13 protein-coding genes are annotated in these 16,569 nt (G+C 75.4%); 12 read left to right on the forward strand and 1 reads right to left on the reverse strand.

The features are described 5' to 3' along the window. Nucleotides 1–82 precede the first annotated feature (82 nt). From mptB to OO48_RS07205, 3 genes are all read left to right on the forward strand, one after another. On the forward strand, nucleotides 83–1,567 hold the full coding sequence (mptB, locus tag OO48_RS07195; protein WP_051731830.1) for a polyprenol phosphomannose-dependent alpha 1,6 mannosyltransferase MptB: 1,485 nt from the start codon (nucleotides 83–85) through the stop codon (nucleotides 1,565–1,567). Continuing rightward, the gene (locus OO48_RS07200) at nucleotides 1,561–2,820 is read left to right on the forward strand and encodes a glycosyltransferase 87 family protein (RefSeq protein ID WP_051731831.1); all 1,260 of its coding nucleotides are present in this window, start codon (nucleotides 1,561–1,563) and stop codon (nucleotides 2,818–2,820) included. The genes mptB and OO48_RS07200 overlap by 7 nt, the downstream gene beginning before the upstream one ends. A gap of 67 nt (nucleotides 2,821–2,887) precedes the next feature. Then, complete coding sequence (locus OO48_RS07205; RefSeq protein ID WP_051731832.1) at nucleotides 2,888–4,048, forward strand: DUF4037 domain-containing protein; 1,161 nt, start codon at nucleotides 2,888–2,890, stop codon at nucleotides 4,046–4,048. A gap of 74 nt (nucleotides 4,049–4,122) precedes the next feature. On the opposite strand, the gene OO48_RS07210 is transcribed toward OO48_RS07205, so the two are convergent. Then, nucleotides 4,123–4,683: a MarR family winged helix-turn-helix transcriptional regulator gene (locus OO48_RS07210; RefSeq protein WP_106970266.1), complete on the reverse strand. Its 561-nt coding sequence runs from the start codon at nucleotides 4,681–4,683 to the stop codon at nucleotides 4,123–4,125. 195 nt (nucleotides 4,684–4,878) lie between these two features. Here OO48_RS07210 and OO48_RS07215 point away from each other — a divergent pair, with 195 nt between their 5' ends. From OO48_RS07215 to OO48_RS34310, 9 genes are all read left to right on the forward strand, one after another. Continuing rightward, complete coding sequence (locus OO48_RS07215) at nucleotides 4,879–6,003, forward strand: MFS transporter (protein WP_425338516.1); 1,125 nt, start codon at nucleotides 4,879–4,881, stop codon at nucleotides 6,001–6,003. After that, nucleotides 6,000–8,300 carry a molybdopterin oxidoreductase family protein gene (locus OO48_RS07220; protein WP_033213525.1) on the forward strand — a complete coding sequence of 767 codons (2,301 nt, stop codon included), beginning with the start codon at nucleotides 6,000–6,002 and terminating at the stop codon, nucleotides 8,298–8,300. Before OO48_RS07215 ends, OO48_RS07220 begins: the two co-directional genes overlap by 4 nt. Nucleotides 8,301–8,305: 5 nt before the next feature. Next, nucleotides 8,306–8,923 (forward strand): 4Fe-4S dicluster domain-containing protein, encoded by a 618-nt coding sequence (locus tag OO48_RS07225; RefSeq protein WP_033213526.1) that lies wholly within the window; start codon nucleotides 8,306–8,308, stop codon nucleotides 8,921–8,923. Then, entirely contained in the window at nucleotides 8,920–9,561 is a 642-nt protein-coding gene (locus tag OO48_RS07230) for a QcrA and Rieske domain-containing protein (RefSeq protein WP_033213527.1), read from the forward strand. Before OO48_RS07225 ends, OO48_RS07230 begins: the two co-directional genes overlap by 4 nt. 52 nt (nucleotides 9,562–9,613) lie before the next feature. After that, nucleotides 9,614–9,982, forward strand: coding sequence for a hypothetical protein (locus OO48_RS07235; protein WP_033213528.1), 369 nt, complete (start codon nucleotides 9,614–9,616; stop codon nucleotides 9,980–9,982). Nucleotides 9,983–10,173: 191 nt separating this feature from the next. Further along, nucleotides 10,174–11,046, forward strand: coding sequence for a hypothetical protein (locus OO48_RS07240; RefSeq protein ID WP_033213529.1), 873 nt, complete (start codon nucleotides 10,174–10,176; stop codon nucleotides 11,044–11,046). A gap of 241 nt (nucleotides 11,047–11,287) precedes the next feature. Continuing rightward, nucleotides 11,288–11,692, forward strand: a complete 405-nt coding sequence (locus tag OO48_RS07245) for an SHOCT domain-containing protein (protein ID WP_033213530.1) — start codon at nucleotides 11,288–11,290, stop codon at nucleotides 11,690–11,692. Between the two features lie 199 nt (nucleotides 11,693–11,891). Then, a complete protein-coding gene (locus OO48_RS07250; RefSeq protein ID WP_081951964.1) occupies nucleotides 11,892–14,006 on the forward strand; it encodes a SpoIIE family protein phosphatase in 2,115 nt (704 codons plus the stop codon). Beyond that, on the forward strand, nucleotides 14,003–16,537 hold the full coding sequence (locus OO48_RS34310) for a SpoIIE family protein phosphatase (RefSeq protein WP_051731834.1): 2,535 nt from the start codon (nucleotides 14,003–14,005) through the stop codon (nucleotides 16,535–16,537). Before OO48_RS07250 ends, OO48_RS34310 begins: the two co-directional genes overlap by 4 nt. Nucleotides 16,538–16,569 lie beyond the last annotated feature (32 nt).

The following is a 16,569-nucleotide window of genomic DNA, read 5'->3' on the forward strand; positions in this document are numbered from 1 at the left end:
GCGGGATCCGGACGCCCCCCGGACACCCGTCGGACGCCGACTCTTCCCCCGGGGGCCACGGCACTCTGCCAGCGTTCCCGACATGCCGAACACGGGCGCGAACGCCTACCCGAGCCGGTACCGGTGGCTCGGACTCCTGGGCTCGCTCGCCCTCGCCGCCGGCGGGCTCACCGCCGGCGCCCTGCCCGCCGCCGCCACCGGCCCCGGGCTGCGCGCCTCCGGCGGCGCCGGCACCATCCTGGTCTTCGCCGGCCTGACCGTCCTCACCGCCGCCTGGCTGCTCCTGGGCACCCCAGGCCCCCGCACCGGAGGCCGACACCCCGCCGCCACCCGCTGGCTGACCACCACCCTGGCCTGGTGGGCCGCCCCGCTGCTGCTCCTGCCCCCGCTGTTCAGCCGGGACGTCTACAGCTACCTCGCCCAAGGCGCCATGCTGGCAGGCGGATTCGACGTCTACGCGGACGGGCCCGCCGCGCTCGGCGGCCCCGTCGCCCAGCAGGTCCCCCAGGTCTGGCAGCACACCCCCGCCCCGTACGGCCCCGGTTTCCTGCTGCTGGCCCGGGCCACCGCGCCACTCGCCGCCCACCCGTACGCCGGCACCCTGCTGCTGCGCCTCGGCGCCGTCCTGGCCGTCGCCGCCCTCGCCGCCCTGCTGCCGGCCCTCGCCCGCCGCTGCGGCACCGACCCGGCCGCCGCGCTGCGCCTGGGCGCGCTCAACCCGCTGGTCCTGCTGCACCTGGTCGCCGGGGCGCACAACGACGCCGTCCCGCTCGCCCTCCTCCTCGCCGCGCTCCTCGCCGCCACCCGCCACCGCCCCCTCCTCGCCGCCGCCCTGATCGCACTCGCCACCCTGATCAAGGCCCCCGCCGCCCTGGCCCTCCCCGTCGCCTGGTGGACCGCCTCCCACGGGGAGGGCGAACCCGCCCGCAGGGACGGCCGGTTCGCCACCCGGCGCCGGGCGTCCGGCGTGGCGGGCGGGCCCGGCGGGTGGCGGCGCGGGCTCCGGAACGCGGGGGCGATGGCGGCGGCCGCCGCCGTGACCACGGTCGCCGTCACGGCGGTGGCGGGCACCGGCTACGGCTGGGTCGCCGCGCTCACCACCCCGGTCACCGGGAGCAGTTGGTCGCCGACCAGCGGCCTCGGCCGGCTGTTCGCGCGGCTGGCCGGCGTCGAGCCGGCGGGGGCGGTGGCCGGGGCCCGGCTGCTGGGGATGGCGGTCGCGGCCGGGGTGCTCTGCCTGCTGGCGGCCCGGGTCGTCCGCCGGGGGAGCGAGCCGGTGGCCGCCCTGGCGCTCGGTTTCGGCGCGCTGGTCGTCCTCGGACCGGCCTTCCGCCCCTGGTACGCGCTGTGGTGCGTCGTCCCGGCGGCCTTCGCGGTGCGCGCCGCGAGCACCCTCCGGGCAGTCGAACTCGCCTGCGCCGCACTCGCGTTCACCGTCATGCCGGACGGCTTCGAGCCGGACGCCGCCGAACTGGTGCTCGCCGCGGGCGGGCTCGCCGCCGGGGCGGCCGCAATCCTCCTGACGGGCCGTCAGTTCACCCTCCGGGAAAGGCAGCCCGCGTGCTGACCCGCGGCACCACCACCGCCAGGGCCGCCGTCCTCGCCGGGTGCGTCCTCGCCACCGCCCTGGTCCTGGCCGTCATTCCGGGCCATCGCGGCTGGTTCGACATCGGCGTGTACTACGGCACCGTGCGCCACTGGGCGGCCACCGGACAGCTCTACGACTACGTCCGGCCCGGCACCGCCTACGGGTTCACCTACCCGCCGTTCGCCGCCGTCTGCCTGCTGCCGATGCGGCTGTTCGGGTGGCACCCGGCCGTCGCGGTCGGTGTCCTCCTGTCCGCCGCGGCCACCGCACTGCTGCTGTACTGGACCGTCGACCCGATCGCCCGCCGCCGGGGCTGGTGCCGCTGGTACGCGTTCGGCCTGGCGGCCTGCCTGTGCGGCCTCAGCAACCCCGTCCGGGACACCTTCAGCTTCGGCCAGGTCAACCTGCTGCTGGTCGCGCTGGTGTTCGCCGACCGGGAGCTGACGGGCAGCCGGTTCGCGCACAGCAGGTGGCGGCTGCTCGCCGGGGTGGGGACGGGGCTGGCGGCCGCGATCAAACTGACTCCGGCGCTGTTCATCGTCCACCTGCTGCTCACCCGCCGGTGGCGGGCCGCGGCGACCGCCACCGCCACCGCGCTGGGCGCCACCGGCGCGGGGTTCCTGGTCGGCCCCGGGGTCTCCCGCCAGTTCTGGACCGTCACCCTGTGGGACACCGACCGGGTCGGCGGCTTCGCCAACATGTCCAACCAGTCCCTGCAGGGGCTGATCGCCCGGCTCGGCCCCCAACTCCCCGGCCGGGCCCTGTGGGTGGCCGCCTCGCTGGCCGTGCTGGCGGTCTGGGCGTACCGGCTGCGCCGGGCCGCCGCCGCGGGCGACGGCCTCGCCGCGTACAGCCTCACCGGGATCGCCTGCTGCCTGGTCAGCCCGATCACCTGGGTGCACCACCTGGTCTGGATGCTGCCCGCCCTGGTCGTCCTCGCCGACACGGCCCTGGACCGCACCCGTCGCCGCCGGGCCCGGATCGCCCTGTGCTGGCTGCTGCAACTCGTCGTCTCCAGCGGCATGGTGTGGCTCTGGCGCCCCGACGGCCGCGACCTCGGCACCTTCCTCGGCGGCAGCGCGTACGCCCTGCTCACCCTCGGCCTGCTGCTCGCCATGCCGATCCGGCCGCGCCCCGACGAGCCGGAGCCGGACCCGCCCGGCCGGCCGGAGCGACCCGCCGCCGCCCGCCTCCCGCGCCCCACCGGCCGACGCCCGGCCCCCGTCGGCTGAGGCGCTCCCGCCGCGCCGGGCGACAAGCGGTGGACCCGCCGGGCACCGCTTTGCCACAGTGGGCCGCATGATCACACCCGGCCCCTCCGAGCCGCCGTCCGGCCGGCCGCCCGAGCCGCCGTTCCTCCCGGGGCTGGACCTCTCCCGGGCGCTGTACGAGGAGGCCGTCCGGCCGCTGCTGGCGAGCGCCCACCCGGGGCTGCGGTACGCGGCCGCGCGGATCGGCGCCGGGTCGGAGGTGCTCGGTTTCGACACCGCCCGCTCCACCGACCACGACTGGGGTCCGCGCCTGCAGCTCTTCCTCGCCCCCGCCGACGCGCGGCGGCACGGCCGGGCGGTCCACGACCTGCTCGCCGCCCGCCTGCCCGGCGAGATCCGCGGCTGGTCCACCCACTACCGCGGCACCGGGAACCCGGACGACCCGGTCAGCCACCTGGAGCCGGCGCCCGCCGACGGCCCGGTCGACCACCGGGTCACCGTCGGCGACCTGCCCGGCTGGCTTGCCGAACGCCTCGGCCCGCCCGCCGCCGCCTGGGCCGACGCCGCGCCCGGCCCCCTCGACTGGCTGGCCCTGCCGCAGCAGCGGCTCGCCGAGTTCACCGGCGGCGCGGTCTTCCACGACGGCCTCGGCACCTTCACCGCCGCCCGCGAACGCCTGCGCTGGTACCCCGACCAGGTGTGGCGCCACCTGCTGGCCTGCCAGTGGCAGCGGATCGCCCAGGAGGAGGCCTTCGCCGGCCGCTGCGCCGAAGCCGGTGACGACCTCGGCGGTGCTCTGGTCACCGCCCACCTGGTGCGCGACCTGATGCGGCTGGCCTTCCTGATGGGCCGCCGCTACGCCCCGTACGACAAGTGGTTCGGCAGCGCCTTCGCCCGTCTGGAGACCGCCCCCGCCCTGGCGCCCGCCCTGCGCGCCGCCCTGGCCGCCCCCGACCCGCGGGCCCGCGAACGGCACCTGTGCGAGGCGTACGAGGCCGCGGCCCGCGCCCACAACGCGCTCGGCCTGACCGAGCCGCTCGACCCGGCCCGCCGCCGCTACTACGGCCGCCCGTACCTGGTGCTGCACGCCGACCGCTTCGCCCGGGCCCTGCAACGGACGGTCACCGAACCGCGGTTGCGCGACCGCCCGCTGACCGGGGCCGTCGACCAGTGGGCCGACAGCACCGACCTGCTGGCCCACCCGCGCGCCGTCCGCGCCGCCGTCGACGCCGTCGGGACGGACCGCTGACCGGTCGGACCGGTCGGGGGGCGTGCGGCGACCACCCGGCGGGGCGCTCGCACGCCGACGCGTCGAGCCGCCGGTCACCGCCCGCCCTGGCCGAGGTACTGCTCCAGCTGCCGCTGGTTGGCGACCACGCGCAGGCACAGGTGCCGGAAGGCGGCCAGCTCCTCGGGGGCGAAGCCGCGGAAGACCGCCGCCATCGCCCGCTGGGTGGGGGTGCGGAAGGCCTCCAGCCAGGCGCGGCCCTCGGGGGTGATGGTGGCGCGCACCGAGCGCCGGTCGGCGGGGTCGGGGACGCGGCGGACCAGCCGCTCACCCTCCAGGGTGTCGACCAGGCCGGTCACGTTGCGTGAACTGACACCGCCGGCCCGGGCGAGTTCGCCGATGCTCAGGCCGTTCTCGCCGGCGCCGCGGAGCCGGGCGAGCACGTCCAGCGCCCCCGCGCTGAGGCCGCGCCCGCCGGCGCCGTGCGAGCGGAGCCGGTCGATCGACTGGGCGGCGGAGCGGACCGCGGCGGCGGCCTCCAGGGCGAGCGTGTCGCCGTCCTGGGCGAAGGCGCCCATGGCGGCGCGCACGCCGGGGTCGTAGAGGTGGCCGTCGGTGTCCTCGGCCGGATCGGAATTGTGTACGTCCTTCAACATGAAGACATACCCTAACTGCTGACGCGCCATCAGGCCAGCCCCCGCGCCGCCACGGGACGCGCCGCCCGCCCACCCGTTCGGCCCAGCGACGCGCCGCCGCAGGCGCAGCGGGCGGGCGCCGGACGGGGACGGTGGCTAGCGTCCGGCTGAGAGGACGTCGGATCGAGTGGCTCGTCGAGCGCTAGGAGAGTGCGCGTGGCCGGGACAGCGCCGCCCCCGCAGGGCAGACCGACCGGAGGCGGCCCGACCGGGGACGGTGCGGCGGGGGTGGTGGCCTCGGCGACCAGGTCGACGGCGGCCCGCGCCTCGCTGATCGCCGCCGCGGCCGGCGTGCTGCTGGTGGTCGCGATCGTGCTCGGCAGCCGGCTGCTGCGCGACTTCGACTCGGCGCTGGTGCCGTACGCGGTGGCCACGGTCTTCCTCACCTTCGGCGTGGTCCACCGCTACGTGGTGTGGGTCTCCGCGCCCGCCGCCCGCCGGCTGTTCACGCAGGGCTGGAAGGCCGCGCTGTCCTGGGAGAACCTCAAGCGCTCGCCCGCCGCGCTGCCGAAGATGATCGCCACCTACCTGGGCTTCCAGAAGTTCCTCGGCGCCCGCTCGCACGCCCGCTGGGCCGCGCACCAACTCATCTTCTGGGGCTGCCTGCTGGCGGCGGCGATCACCTTCCCGCTGACCTGGGGCTGGTTCACCTTCACCTCCGCCGGCGCGGCCGGCCCGGGCTACGAGATGCGCCTGTGGGGCTTCAAGCTGTTCGGCTTCGACTCCGGCAGCTTCCTCGGCTGGGCGCTCTACCACGGCCTGGACCTGGCCGCCGTGATGGTGATCGGCGGCGCCGGCTACTTCCTGTGGCGGCGGATGCGCGACCGCGCCGCCACCACCGGCCAGCGCTTCGGCTACGACTTCCTGCCGCTGCTGGCGCTGATCACCATCTCGGTCACCGGCCTGCTGCTGACCTTCTCGGAGATGTTCCTGCACGGCGGCGGCTACGAGTTCCTGGCCGTCCTGCACATGGCCTCGGTCGTCCTCACCCTGGTCTACCTGCCGTTCGGCAAGTTCTTCCACATCGTGCAGCGCCCGGCCGCGGTCGGCATGCAGCTGTTCAAGTACACGGCGCGGCGCCAGGGTCCGGACGCCGAGGAGCTGCGGTCCTGCAGGCGCTGCGGCCAGCCGATCGACACCGTCGCGGCGGTGGACAACCTGCGCGCCACCATGCGCGACCTGCGCCTGGGCTTCGACGAGTGGGCCGAGTACTGCCCCCGTTGCAAGCGGGTGCTGCGCGGCACCGCCTACCTGTCGAACGTCAAGCGGGGGTTCAAGTGAGCCACGAGTACGTCCCGTTGGACCCGAGCGTCGCCCCGCTCGGGACGCGCGACTTCCGCGACGCGGGCGGCCTGCCCGCCGCCGCCTGGCGGGCCGACCAGACCGAGCAGACCCTCGTCCCCACGCACTGCTGCTTCTGCGGCGTGCAGTGCGGCATGTACCTGCGGGTCGACGGCCACGGCAAGGTGTTCGGGGTCGAGCCGCGCAACCACGACATCAACCGGATGCGGCTGTGCCCCAAGGGGATCAACGCCTACCAGCAGGTCAACCACCCGGACCGGCTGACCGCGCCGCTGATGCGCCGCAGCCGCGACGAGGAGTTCCGGGAGGTGAGCTGGGAGGAGGCGCTGGACTTCACCGTCGCCGAGATCCACCGGATCCAGGCCGAGCACGGCCGGGACGCGTTCGGCATGCTCGGCGGGGCCAGCCTGTTCTCCGAGAAGACCTACCTGGTGGGCAAGTTCGCCCGGGTCGCGCTGAAGACCCGGCACGTGGACTACAACGGCCGGCTGTGCATGGTGAGCGCGGCGGGCGCCAACAAGCTGGCCTTCGGCATCGACCGGGCGGGCAACCCGTTCTCCGACATGCTGCAGACCGACTGCCTGCTGATCGCCGGGGCGAACGTCGGCGAGTGCTTCCCGGTGCTGACCCAGTACGTGTGGGGAGCCCGCGACCGGGGCGCCACCCTGATCGTGGTCGACCCGCGCGAGACCGCGGTCGCCCGCACCGCCGACATCCACGTCGCGCTCAAGTCCGGTACCGACTCGGCGTTCTTCAACGCCGTGCTGCACGTCATCGTCGAGGAGGGCCTCACCGACGAGGCGTTCCTGGCCGAGCACGCCACCGGCTGGGCCGAGGTCAAGGCCACCGTCAAGGAGTACCCGCCCGCCCGGGCCGCCGAGATCTGCGGCGTCCCCGAGGAGCAGATCGTCCAGGTGGCCCGGATGTTCGGGCGCGCGGAGCGGGCGATGGCCTGCCACGCGCGCGGCATCGAGCACCACACCCAGGGCGTGGAGAACTGCCTGACCGTCATCAACCTGTGCGCCGCCACCGGAAACCTGGGCCGCCCCGGCGCCGGTTACGGCACCCTCACCGGCCAGGGCAACGGCCAGGGCGGCCGCGAGCACGGCCAGAAGTCCGACCTGCTGCCCGGCGGCCGCTCCATCAACGACCCGGTGCACCGTCGCCAGATCTCCGCGATCTGGGGCATCGAGGAGTCCGAACTCCCGCAGGCCGGCACCTCCATGATGGAGATGGTCTGGCAGATGCAGCGCCACGAGATCCGCGGCCTGATCGGCGTCTGCAACAACCCCTTCGTCTCGCTGCCCAACTACGCGGTGGTGAAGGACGGTTACGACAAGCTGGAGTTCCACGCCCAGCTCGACTTCTTCCTCTCCGAGACCGCCGCCAACGCGCACGTGGTCTTCCCCGTCACCACCTGGGCCGAGGACGAGGGCGTGATGGCCAACGCCGAAGCCCGGGTGATCAAGCACAACAAGGCCCAGGAGCCGCCCGCGGGCGTGCGCACCGACACCTGGGTGATGTGCGAGCTCGCCCGACGCCTCGGCGAGGGAGGCAAGTTCGCCTTCGAGGGCTCGAAGGACGTCTTCGACGAGCTGCGCCGCGCCTCGGCCGGCACCGTGATCGACTACTACGGCATCACCTACGACCGGCTGGAGGCCACCGGCGGCATCGTCTGGCCCTGCCCCAGCCTCGAACACCCGGGCACGCCGAGGCTGTTCGAGGACGGGAGGACCTACCACCCGGACGGCAAGGTGCACCTGCAGGTGGTGGAGTGGCGCCCGCCCGCCGACCCGTACAGCGACGAGTTCCCGATGCGGCTGACCACCGGGCGCACCGTCGCGCACTTCCTGTCCGGCAACCAGACCCGGCGCCTCGGCGGCCTGGTCGAGCAGACGCCCCGGCCCTGGGTGGAGATCCACCCCTCGCACGGCTTCCGCAACGGCGAGCCGGTGCGGGTGGTGACGCGGCGCGGCAGCGAGGTGCTGCCCGCGCTGGTCACCGAGGCGATCCGCCCCGACCACGTGTTCGTGCCGTACCACTGGCCCTACCCGACGGCGGCCAACGCGCTGACCATCGACGCGCTGGACCCGCGCTCGAAGATCCCCGAGTACAAGGTGTGCGCGGTGCGGATCGAACGGGCCGAGGCGATCGACCCGGTGCCCGCGCCGCCGGTGCCGCCGGGCCGCGAGCCCTACCCGGAGGCCCAGGTCTCCCGCACCGACCCGCTGCCGCCGACCTCGCCGCAGGGCCGCGGCACCGCCGAGAGGGGCTGACCGCCGTGCTGGGACGCACCATCTTCATCGACCCGGGCCGCTGCATCGGCTGCCAGGCGTGCGTGTCGGCCTGCCGCGAGTGCGACTCGCACCGCGGCAAGTCGATGATCCACCTGGACTACCCGGACGAGGGGCGCACCGTCGCCTCGCTGCCCACCGTCTGCATGCACTGCGAGGACCCAGTCGCCCCGTGCGCCGAGGTCTGCCCGGCCGAGGCGATCCTGATCACCGCGGACGGCGTGGTGCAGGAGGCCGATCCGACCCGCTGCATCGGCTGCGCGAACTGCGTCAACGCCTGCCCGTTCGGCGTGCCCAAGATCGACCTGGAGGCCAAGCTCCAGATGAAGTGCAACCTCTGCTACGACCGCACCTCCTACGGCCTGGCCCCGATGTGCGCCACGGTCTGCCCCACCGGCGCCCTGTTCTACGGCACCGTCGAGGAGTTGCAGGCGGAGCGGCCCGGGGTGGACGTCTCCACGATGTTCGCCTTCGGCGACACCGTGGTCTCCACCGGCGTCGCCATGGTGGTGTCCGGCGAGCGGCGGGCACCCGTCCCCGGCGGAACGCTGAACCTGATCGAGGTCAACGGGCGCCCCACGCCCGGGAATGGAGCGAGGGCGTGACCAGCCCCGTCAACTCCCCCCAGCCGTACGGCCCAGAGGGCGGACCCGACGATCACCGGGCCGAGCAGGCCGCCCTGAAGGAGCGGATCAGCGCCGACTCGCTGACCACCCGGCGCGACTACCTGCGGATCGTCGCCACCGTCTCCGGCGGCCTGGTGGTCGGCTCCGCGGTGGTCTCGGCCGGCGTGCTGCACCGCCACGGGGACGGCGGCGCCGCCCCGTTGAAGGTCGCCGACCGGCTGGAGCGCGGCGAGGCGGTCAGCTTCGACTACCCGGGCGAGGACGACCGGGCGATGGCGATCCGGCTGCCCGACGGCACCCTGGTCGGCTACTCCGCGGTCTGCACCCACCTCGCCTGCGGAGTGCTCTGGCGACGCGACCACGGAGCCGACGGCGACCTCTACTGCCCGTGCCACGAAGGGCAGTTCGACTCCCGCACCGGCGAGGTCACCGGCGGCCCGCCGCCCCGCCCGCTGCCCAAGGTGGTGGTGGTCGAGGACGCCCAGGGCGCGGTGTGGGCGCTCGGCACCGCCCGCTCCGGCGAGAGCGAGGAGGCCGGCCTCTGCCGGGGCCTGCGCGAACGCGACCCGGCCCTCGCCGAGGCGGCGGGCTGCGCGACCCGCAAGAGCGGCAAATGACCCGCCCGGGAAGCGAACCGGCGATTCGTCGACCCACCCGTGGAGGTGCGTGATGAGCGTTCCCGAAGGCCACTACCCGGAGGGCTACCGCCCCGGCAGCGACGAGCCCCGGCTCAACCGGCCCGTCCACGAGCGGTACCCGCAGATCCGCGCCACCTCCGGCTACGCCGACCCGCGGGTCTCGGCGACCGGCCCCGGCCCCGGCGCGGGCACCGACCAGCAGCCCGAGCGGTCGGCGATCCTGTCCGCCCGGGTCGCCCTGGCCGTCACCATCGTGATCGGCCAGCTGTGGGCCCTGAACACCGCCACCAACGCCTGGATGAGCGGCCGGGTGGCCACCGCCTGGTGGTGCACCGGCTTCAGCGCCGCGTCCTTCCTGGTCGTCCTGCTCGCCTGGCGGATCTCCCCCAACGACCGCTGACCGCAAGGAGGTTGCGGACGGTCACGATTCGCCGCCGCCCGCGCCGACAGCGTTCCCCGAACCGGCCGCGCCCCGTACGCTGTGCCCCTGGCCGCGCGGGCGGCCGACGGAACAGACCGCGGGGCGGCCGGCCGCACGCGCCGACCCCCGCAGGGGGCGCGCGCCGCGCGGGCGCGGGAAGGGCACGACGCATGACGGAGCAGCTCGCCACCGAAGCGGTCCAGCCCAGGCCGTTCCCCGACCGGCAGGCCGTGCTCCGCGCCGCCGTCCTGGTCCCCGTCACGGTGGCCCACATGTACGACACCCACCCGCACGGGCCGCTCACCCTCGCCGCCACCGAACCCGTCGGCGCGCACACCGGCGGCCTCGACTGGGACCAGGCCCGGCAGCGGCTGGTCGCCCGGCCCGCGCCCGCCCGGGTGGTCGGCGCCCGGATCGAGATCCTCACCGTCGGCGACCACCCGCTCGGCCACGCCGTCAAGCACCCCGGCGGAGAAGTGAGCTGGCCCCAGTGGGCGCAGCTCGGCGACACCCCCGTGGCCTGGCACGGACAGCCCGAACTGCTCACCGAAGGCACCGCCCACCCCTGCCGGCTGCACCTCGGCGGCGAACAGCGCGCCCTGCTGGTCCAGGCCGAGGGCGAACACGGACTGGACTTCAACGAGGCACTGCTGCGCGTCACCCGGCCGCTCGCCGAAGCACTCGACCTGCTCCCGCCCGGCCTCGACCGCACCGGGGCGCTCGGCCGCCTGACCGCCCTGCTGATCGACCGGGGCGCCCGCTACCTCGTCCCCGCCGACCCGCACGACCTGCCCGGCTGGGAGGCGCACCTGCACCTCGCCTACCGGGCCCTGGAGGCCCAGGCCCGCGCCCACCGCGACGAGCGCCCCACCCCCGCCACCGCCGCCCACCGGCCGGTCCGCTACGACGCACTGGTGCGGACCGGGGACGACGGCGGGCCGGAGATCGTGCTGACGCCGGTGCTGCGCCGGGGCGGCCAGTGGCTGGCCGCGATGGACCCGGCCGCGCTCGACCTGCCGCACTACCGCGGCGCCGGCTGGTAGCGCTCCCGCCGGTCGTCCGGGCCCGGGCGGCCAGCGCGCCGAAACCCGCCGCGACCTGCGCCACCGTCCACCCGGTCTCCGAGGCTCCCGTGCCGCCGAACCTGACCCCCGTTCACCTCCTCGCCCGGCGTGCGGTGGCGCGCGCGGGGCGCGTGTGGGGCGTGCGGAGGGGCGGCCGCCGAGGTGCGATGTCCGGAATGTGGTGATACCACTCGAAGGACCTGTGGAAGGGAGCCAGTCGATGGACGACTACCCGGCGCTCAACCTGTTCTGGACCATGCTGTGGCTGTTCCTGTGGATCCTGTGGTTCTTCCTGATGTTCAAGGTGCTGACGGACATCTTCCGCAGCCACGACATGGGCGGGTGGGGCAAGGCGGGCTGGACGATCTTCGTGATCGTGCTGCCCTACCTCGGCGTCCTGGTGTACCTGATCGCCCGCGGCAAGGGGATGGGCCAACGCGACCGGGCCATCGCCGCCCAGACCGAGAGCGACTTCCAGAACTACATCAGGAAGGCGGCCGGAACCGAGGACCAGAACGCCGGGCCCCGGCACGTCGACGAACTCGCCCGCCTCGCCGACCTGAAGGACACCGGCGCGATCTCCCCGGAGGAGTTCGAGCGGGCCAAGCAGAAACTGCTCGCCTGACACCGGACGGATGGACGGGCGAGCCGACGGACGGACCACGGACATCGGACGGCGCACGCACGCAGCCCGGGCCGGAGCGGGAACCCCACCCGTACCGGCCCGGGCCGACGCGCGCACCCGCCGGGCGGCCCCCGCGGACCCGCCCGGCGAGCGGACGGGGCGGGCGGGGCGGACGAGCGGACAAGAGGAGGCCACCGGGGTGCCGGAACCACGACTGACACCCGAGGTGTTCGACCACGCCGTCGTCGCGATCGCGCTGACCGCCGGGCCCGAACACCGGATGGTCTACTACAACGAGGCCTTCCGCGAGCTCTTCGGCGACCGCCCGCTCGGCGCACCCGCCCGCGAGGCCTTCACCGAACCGGGCACCGAACGCCTGCTCGCCACCCTCGACGCCGTCCTCGCCGACGGCACCGCCCGGCAGGTCACCGCCCACCGCACCCTCGCCTGCCCCGCCGGGACGCCCGCCCACCGGCACTTCGTCTACTCCTGCTCGCCCGCCGCCACCCGGCACGGCCCCGGCATCCTCGCCGCCGCCATCGACACCACCGCCGAACTGCACTCCGCACTCGAAGCCGAACGCCAGTCCGCCGAACGGCTCGAAGCGCTCCAGCGCTACGAGGCACTGATGGCCGCCGCCGCCCAGATGGTCTGGGTCGCCCGCGCCGACGGCACCGTCAGCGAACTCGTGCCCGGCTGGGAGGAGCTCACCGGCCAGCCCCTCCCCGACGACGCGGCCGACCGCGACCGCTGGCTCGACGTCGTCCACCCCCAGGACCGCGCCGAGGCCGCCGCCCGCTGGGCCGCCGCCGCCCGCGACCTGCCACCCGTCTTCGATCACACCATGCGCGTGCGCAGCGTCGCCGGCGGCTACCGGCACATCCGCTCCCGCGCCGTCCCCATCCTGCGCGAGGGCCGCGGCCCCGAATGGATCGGCACCACCGCCGACATCGAGGACCAGTGGCGCGGCCGCCTGCGCGAACGCCTGCTCGCCCGGGCCGGGGCCGTCACCGAGGCCGAACGCGCCGAGGACGCCTTCGCCGCCCTCGCCGCCACCCTCGTCCCCGACCTCACCGACGTGTGCGCCGTCTACCTGCTGCCCGGGCCCGACGCCGCCGACGGAGGAGTCGTCGCCACCCGGATCGCCTCCGTCGCCCGCCCCGGACTGCCCCCGCTGCCCCCGCTCAACCGGCAGACCTTCACGCTCGGCGAACGCGCCCGGCAGGCCGTCACCGACCGCACCCCCACCGTGCTCGACATCACCGACGGCGCCGTGCCCGGCGGCGCCGTCCCCGAGATCTCCGCCCGCTGGCTGTACGAGACCCGCGCCACCAGCCTCACCCTGCTGCCCATCGTCGTCGACGGCGCCGTCGTCGCCCTCGCCGCCACCGCCGGGTGCGAAGGCGCGCCACCGCCCGCCCCCGCCGACATCGACCTCCAGCACGAAGTCCTGCAACGCGCCCAGGCACCGCTGCGCCAAGCACTCGCCCTGCAGCGCGCCCGGCACGCCGCCGTCGTCCTGCAACGCGCCATGCTCACCACCCCGCCCGCCCTCGGCGGCGCCGCCTTCGCCGCCCGCTACCAGCCCGGCAGCCGCAACGCCGAAGTCGGCGGCGACTGGTACGACGCCTTCACCCTGCCCGACGGCTCGCTCGCCATGACCATCGGCGACGTCGCCGGACACGACCTCGCCGCCGCCACCACCATGGGCCAGCTGCGCGCCATGCTGCGCTCCATCGCCTACACCCGCGGTCAGGCCCACACACCCGCCGACACGCTGCGCGAACTCGACACCGCCGCCGAGGGACTGGGCGTCGGCAGCTTCGCCACCGCCGTGCACGCCCGGCTGGTGCGGCACGGCGCCGACGGCGGCTGGGAGATGGAGTGGGCCAACGCCGGACACCCGCCGCCCGTCCTGCTCCCCGCCGACGGACCGCCCAGGCTGCTGTCCGCCGAGGACGCCGACGTCCCGCTGTGCGTGGACCCGGGCCGGCCCCGGGTCACCCACCGGCACCCGATCGGGCCCGGCGACACGCTGCTGCTCTACACCGACGGCCTGGTCGAAGTGCCCGGCGAACACCTCGGCGACGGCATCGCCCGGCTCTGCGAGACCGCCGCCCGGGCCCGCCACCTGCCGCTCCCCGCCCTCTGCGAACACCTGGTCGCGGCCGTCGCCGACATCCGCGACGACATCGCGGTGATCGCCTTCCGGCCCGACCCGCCGAGGTCCGGGCCGCCGAGGTCCGAGCCGCCGAGGTCCGGGCCGCTGCGGGCCGGTGCCGCGCGCCGGGCGAACCGAGGGGGACGGCCGTGAACAGACCCCGGGACGAGGACCAGGCCCAGCAGGAAGCGGGAACGGAAGCGGACGGGGGCGGGATGCGGAGGAACGGCGTGGACGGCTACCGGCACGGCGGCAACGGCGACAACGGCGGCGGTGGCAGCGGCGACGGCGACGGCGCGGACGGGGAGGCGGGCGGCGTGGTGGAGGAGAACGGCGGACCGGCGGGCGGTGCGCCCACGGGAAGCGGCCCCGCGGGCAGCGCTCCCACCGGCAGCGGCGAGGGCGACCACGTCGACGCCGCGCTGCTCGACGCGCTGTTCGCCCAGGCCCCGCTCGGCCTGTACCTGCTCGACCACGACCTGCGGGTGATCCGCTACAACACCGCCGCCCGGGGCGTGCGCGGCATGCCCAGCACCGACATCGTCGGCCACCGAGCCGCCGACTTCGCCCCCGGCTTCGACCGGGTCGAGCTGGAGGAACTCGCCCGCCAGGCCCTCCAGGACGGCGGCTACGTCCGCGAACACCTGGTGCGCGGCCGGATGCCCACCGACCCGGGACAGGAGATGGTCGGCGCGATCTCCTTCTTCCGGGTCGTCTCCGACAGCGGCCGCCCCTACCTGGTCGCCGCCGTCGAGGACGTCACCGAACGGCAGGCCGCCCTCGACCGGCTCGACATCCTGCACAGCGCGCACCGCCGCCTCGGCGCCTCCCTCGACGCCGTCGGCTCCGCCCAGGAACTCGCCGACGTCGCCGTCCCGCGCTTCGCCGACTCCGCCACCATCGACCTGCTCGACGAACCGCTGCGCGGACTGCCGCTGCGCACCGGCCCGATCGACCCCGGCGCGCCGCTGCGCCGCGTCGCCTACCGCTCCGTGCGCGGCACCGGCCCCGCCAAGCCCTCACCCGGGCCGATCCCGCACGGCGCGCTCTCCACGTACGGGGCGCCCACGCCGTACAGCCAGGTGCTGATGGACGGGCGGGCCCGGCTGATCCGCGGCCTGACCGGGCACGAGGAGTGGCTGAGCACCGACCCGGAGCGCGGGCGGCGGCTGACCGGGCTCGGCGTGCACTCGATGATCGTCGCGCCGCTGGTGGTGAACGACGTCGTCCTGGGCGTGCTGGCGCTGTACCGGCACCGGCGCACGGAACCGTTCGACCAGGACGACCTGGAACTGGCCGTCGAACTGACCGCGCGCGGCGCGATGTCCATCGACAAGGCGCGCAGCTACGCGCGCGAGCGCTCGATCGCCACCACGTTGCAGCGCCAACTGCTGCCCCGGGAACCGACGGTGCTGAGCGCCGTGCAGAGCGCGCACGTGTACCTGCCGGGCACGGTCGGGCCGGGTGGCGACTGGTACGACGTGGTGCCGCTGTCCGCCGCCCGGGTCGGCCTGGCGATCGGCTCGGTCACCGGCACCGGGATCGAGGCCGCCGCCGTGATGGGCCAGGTCCGCACCGCGCTGCGGACGCTGGCCGTCCAGGACCTGCCGCCCGACGAACTGCTGGTGCGGCTGGACGACGCGGCCCGGGTGCTGACCGACGAGCAGCAGGACAGCCTGCCGGCCGGTGCGGAGGGACTGCCGGACGGACTGGCGTCCTGCCTGTACCTGGTCTACGACCCGATCGGGCGGACCTGCACGGCGGCCTCGGCCGGGCACCCCGGGCCGGTGGTGGTGGGCCCCGACGGCGTGCCGCTGCCGTTCCCGGTGGAGCCCGGGCTGCCGCTGGGCTGCGGCGACGGCTGCTACGAGGTGCAGGTGGCCGAACTGCCGGTCGGCAGCGTCCTGGCGCTCTACACCAACGGGCTGATGTCCGGCCCGTCGCGTCCCGCCGGGCCTGCCGGAGGGTCTGCTGTCGGGTCTTCCGGCGGTCCTTCCGGCGGCTCTTCCGGGGGGCGTCCTCCGGAGCGTCCTCCGGGGCGGGCGGAGGGCGGTGCCGAGCGCGGCGGCCTGGACGAGGTGCTGCCGACCGGGCCGGGGGAGGGACGGCGGACCGTCCTGCAGCGGGTGCTGGCCCGGGCCGGGGAGGAGGAGCTGCCGCAGCTGTGCGACCAGGCGGTGTACGCGCTGCTGCCCGAACGGCAGCGCGAGGACGCGGTGCTGCTGCTGGTGCGCACCAGGGGGCTGCCGGACGACAAGGTCGCGGTGTGGACCCTGCCGGAGGACCCGGCGGTGGTGCGCACCGCCCGTCGACTGGCCGAACACCAGCTCGCCGCCTGGGGGTTGGAGGAGCTGGAGTTCGCGACCGACCTGATCGTCAGCGAGCTGGTGACCAACGCCATCCGGTACGGGAAGTCGCCGATCCGGCTGCGGCTGATCAACGACCGGGGGCTGATCTGCGAGGTGTCGGACAGCTCGGACAGCACCCCGCACCTGCGGCGGGCCAAGTACACCGACGAGGGCGGCCGCGGGCTGTTCATCATCGGGCAGTTGGCGCAGCGCTGGGGGACCAGGTTCGCCCGGCACGGCAAGACCATCTGGGCGCAGCAGGAGGTGCCGGCGGTGGACCCGGCGGACGGGACGCCGGAGGTGGGGTCCGGGGCCGGGGGCGAACTGCCCGGGTGAGGCGGTGGGGCGGCGGGACGGGGCGGCGGGGG

Source organism: Kitasatospora phosalacinea (assembly GCF_000716545.1).
Lineage (GTDB): Bacteria > Actinomycetota > Actinomycetes > Streptomycetales > Streptomycetaceae > Kitasatospora > Kitasatospora phosalacinea.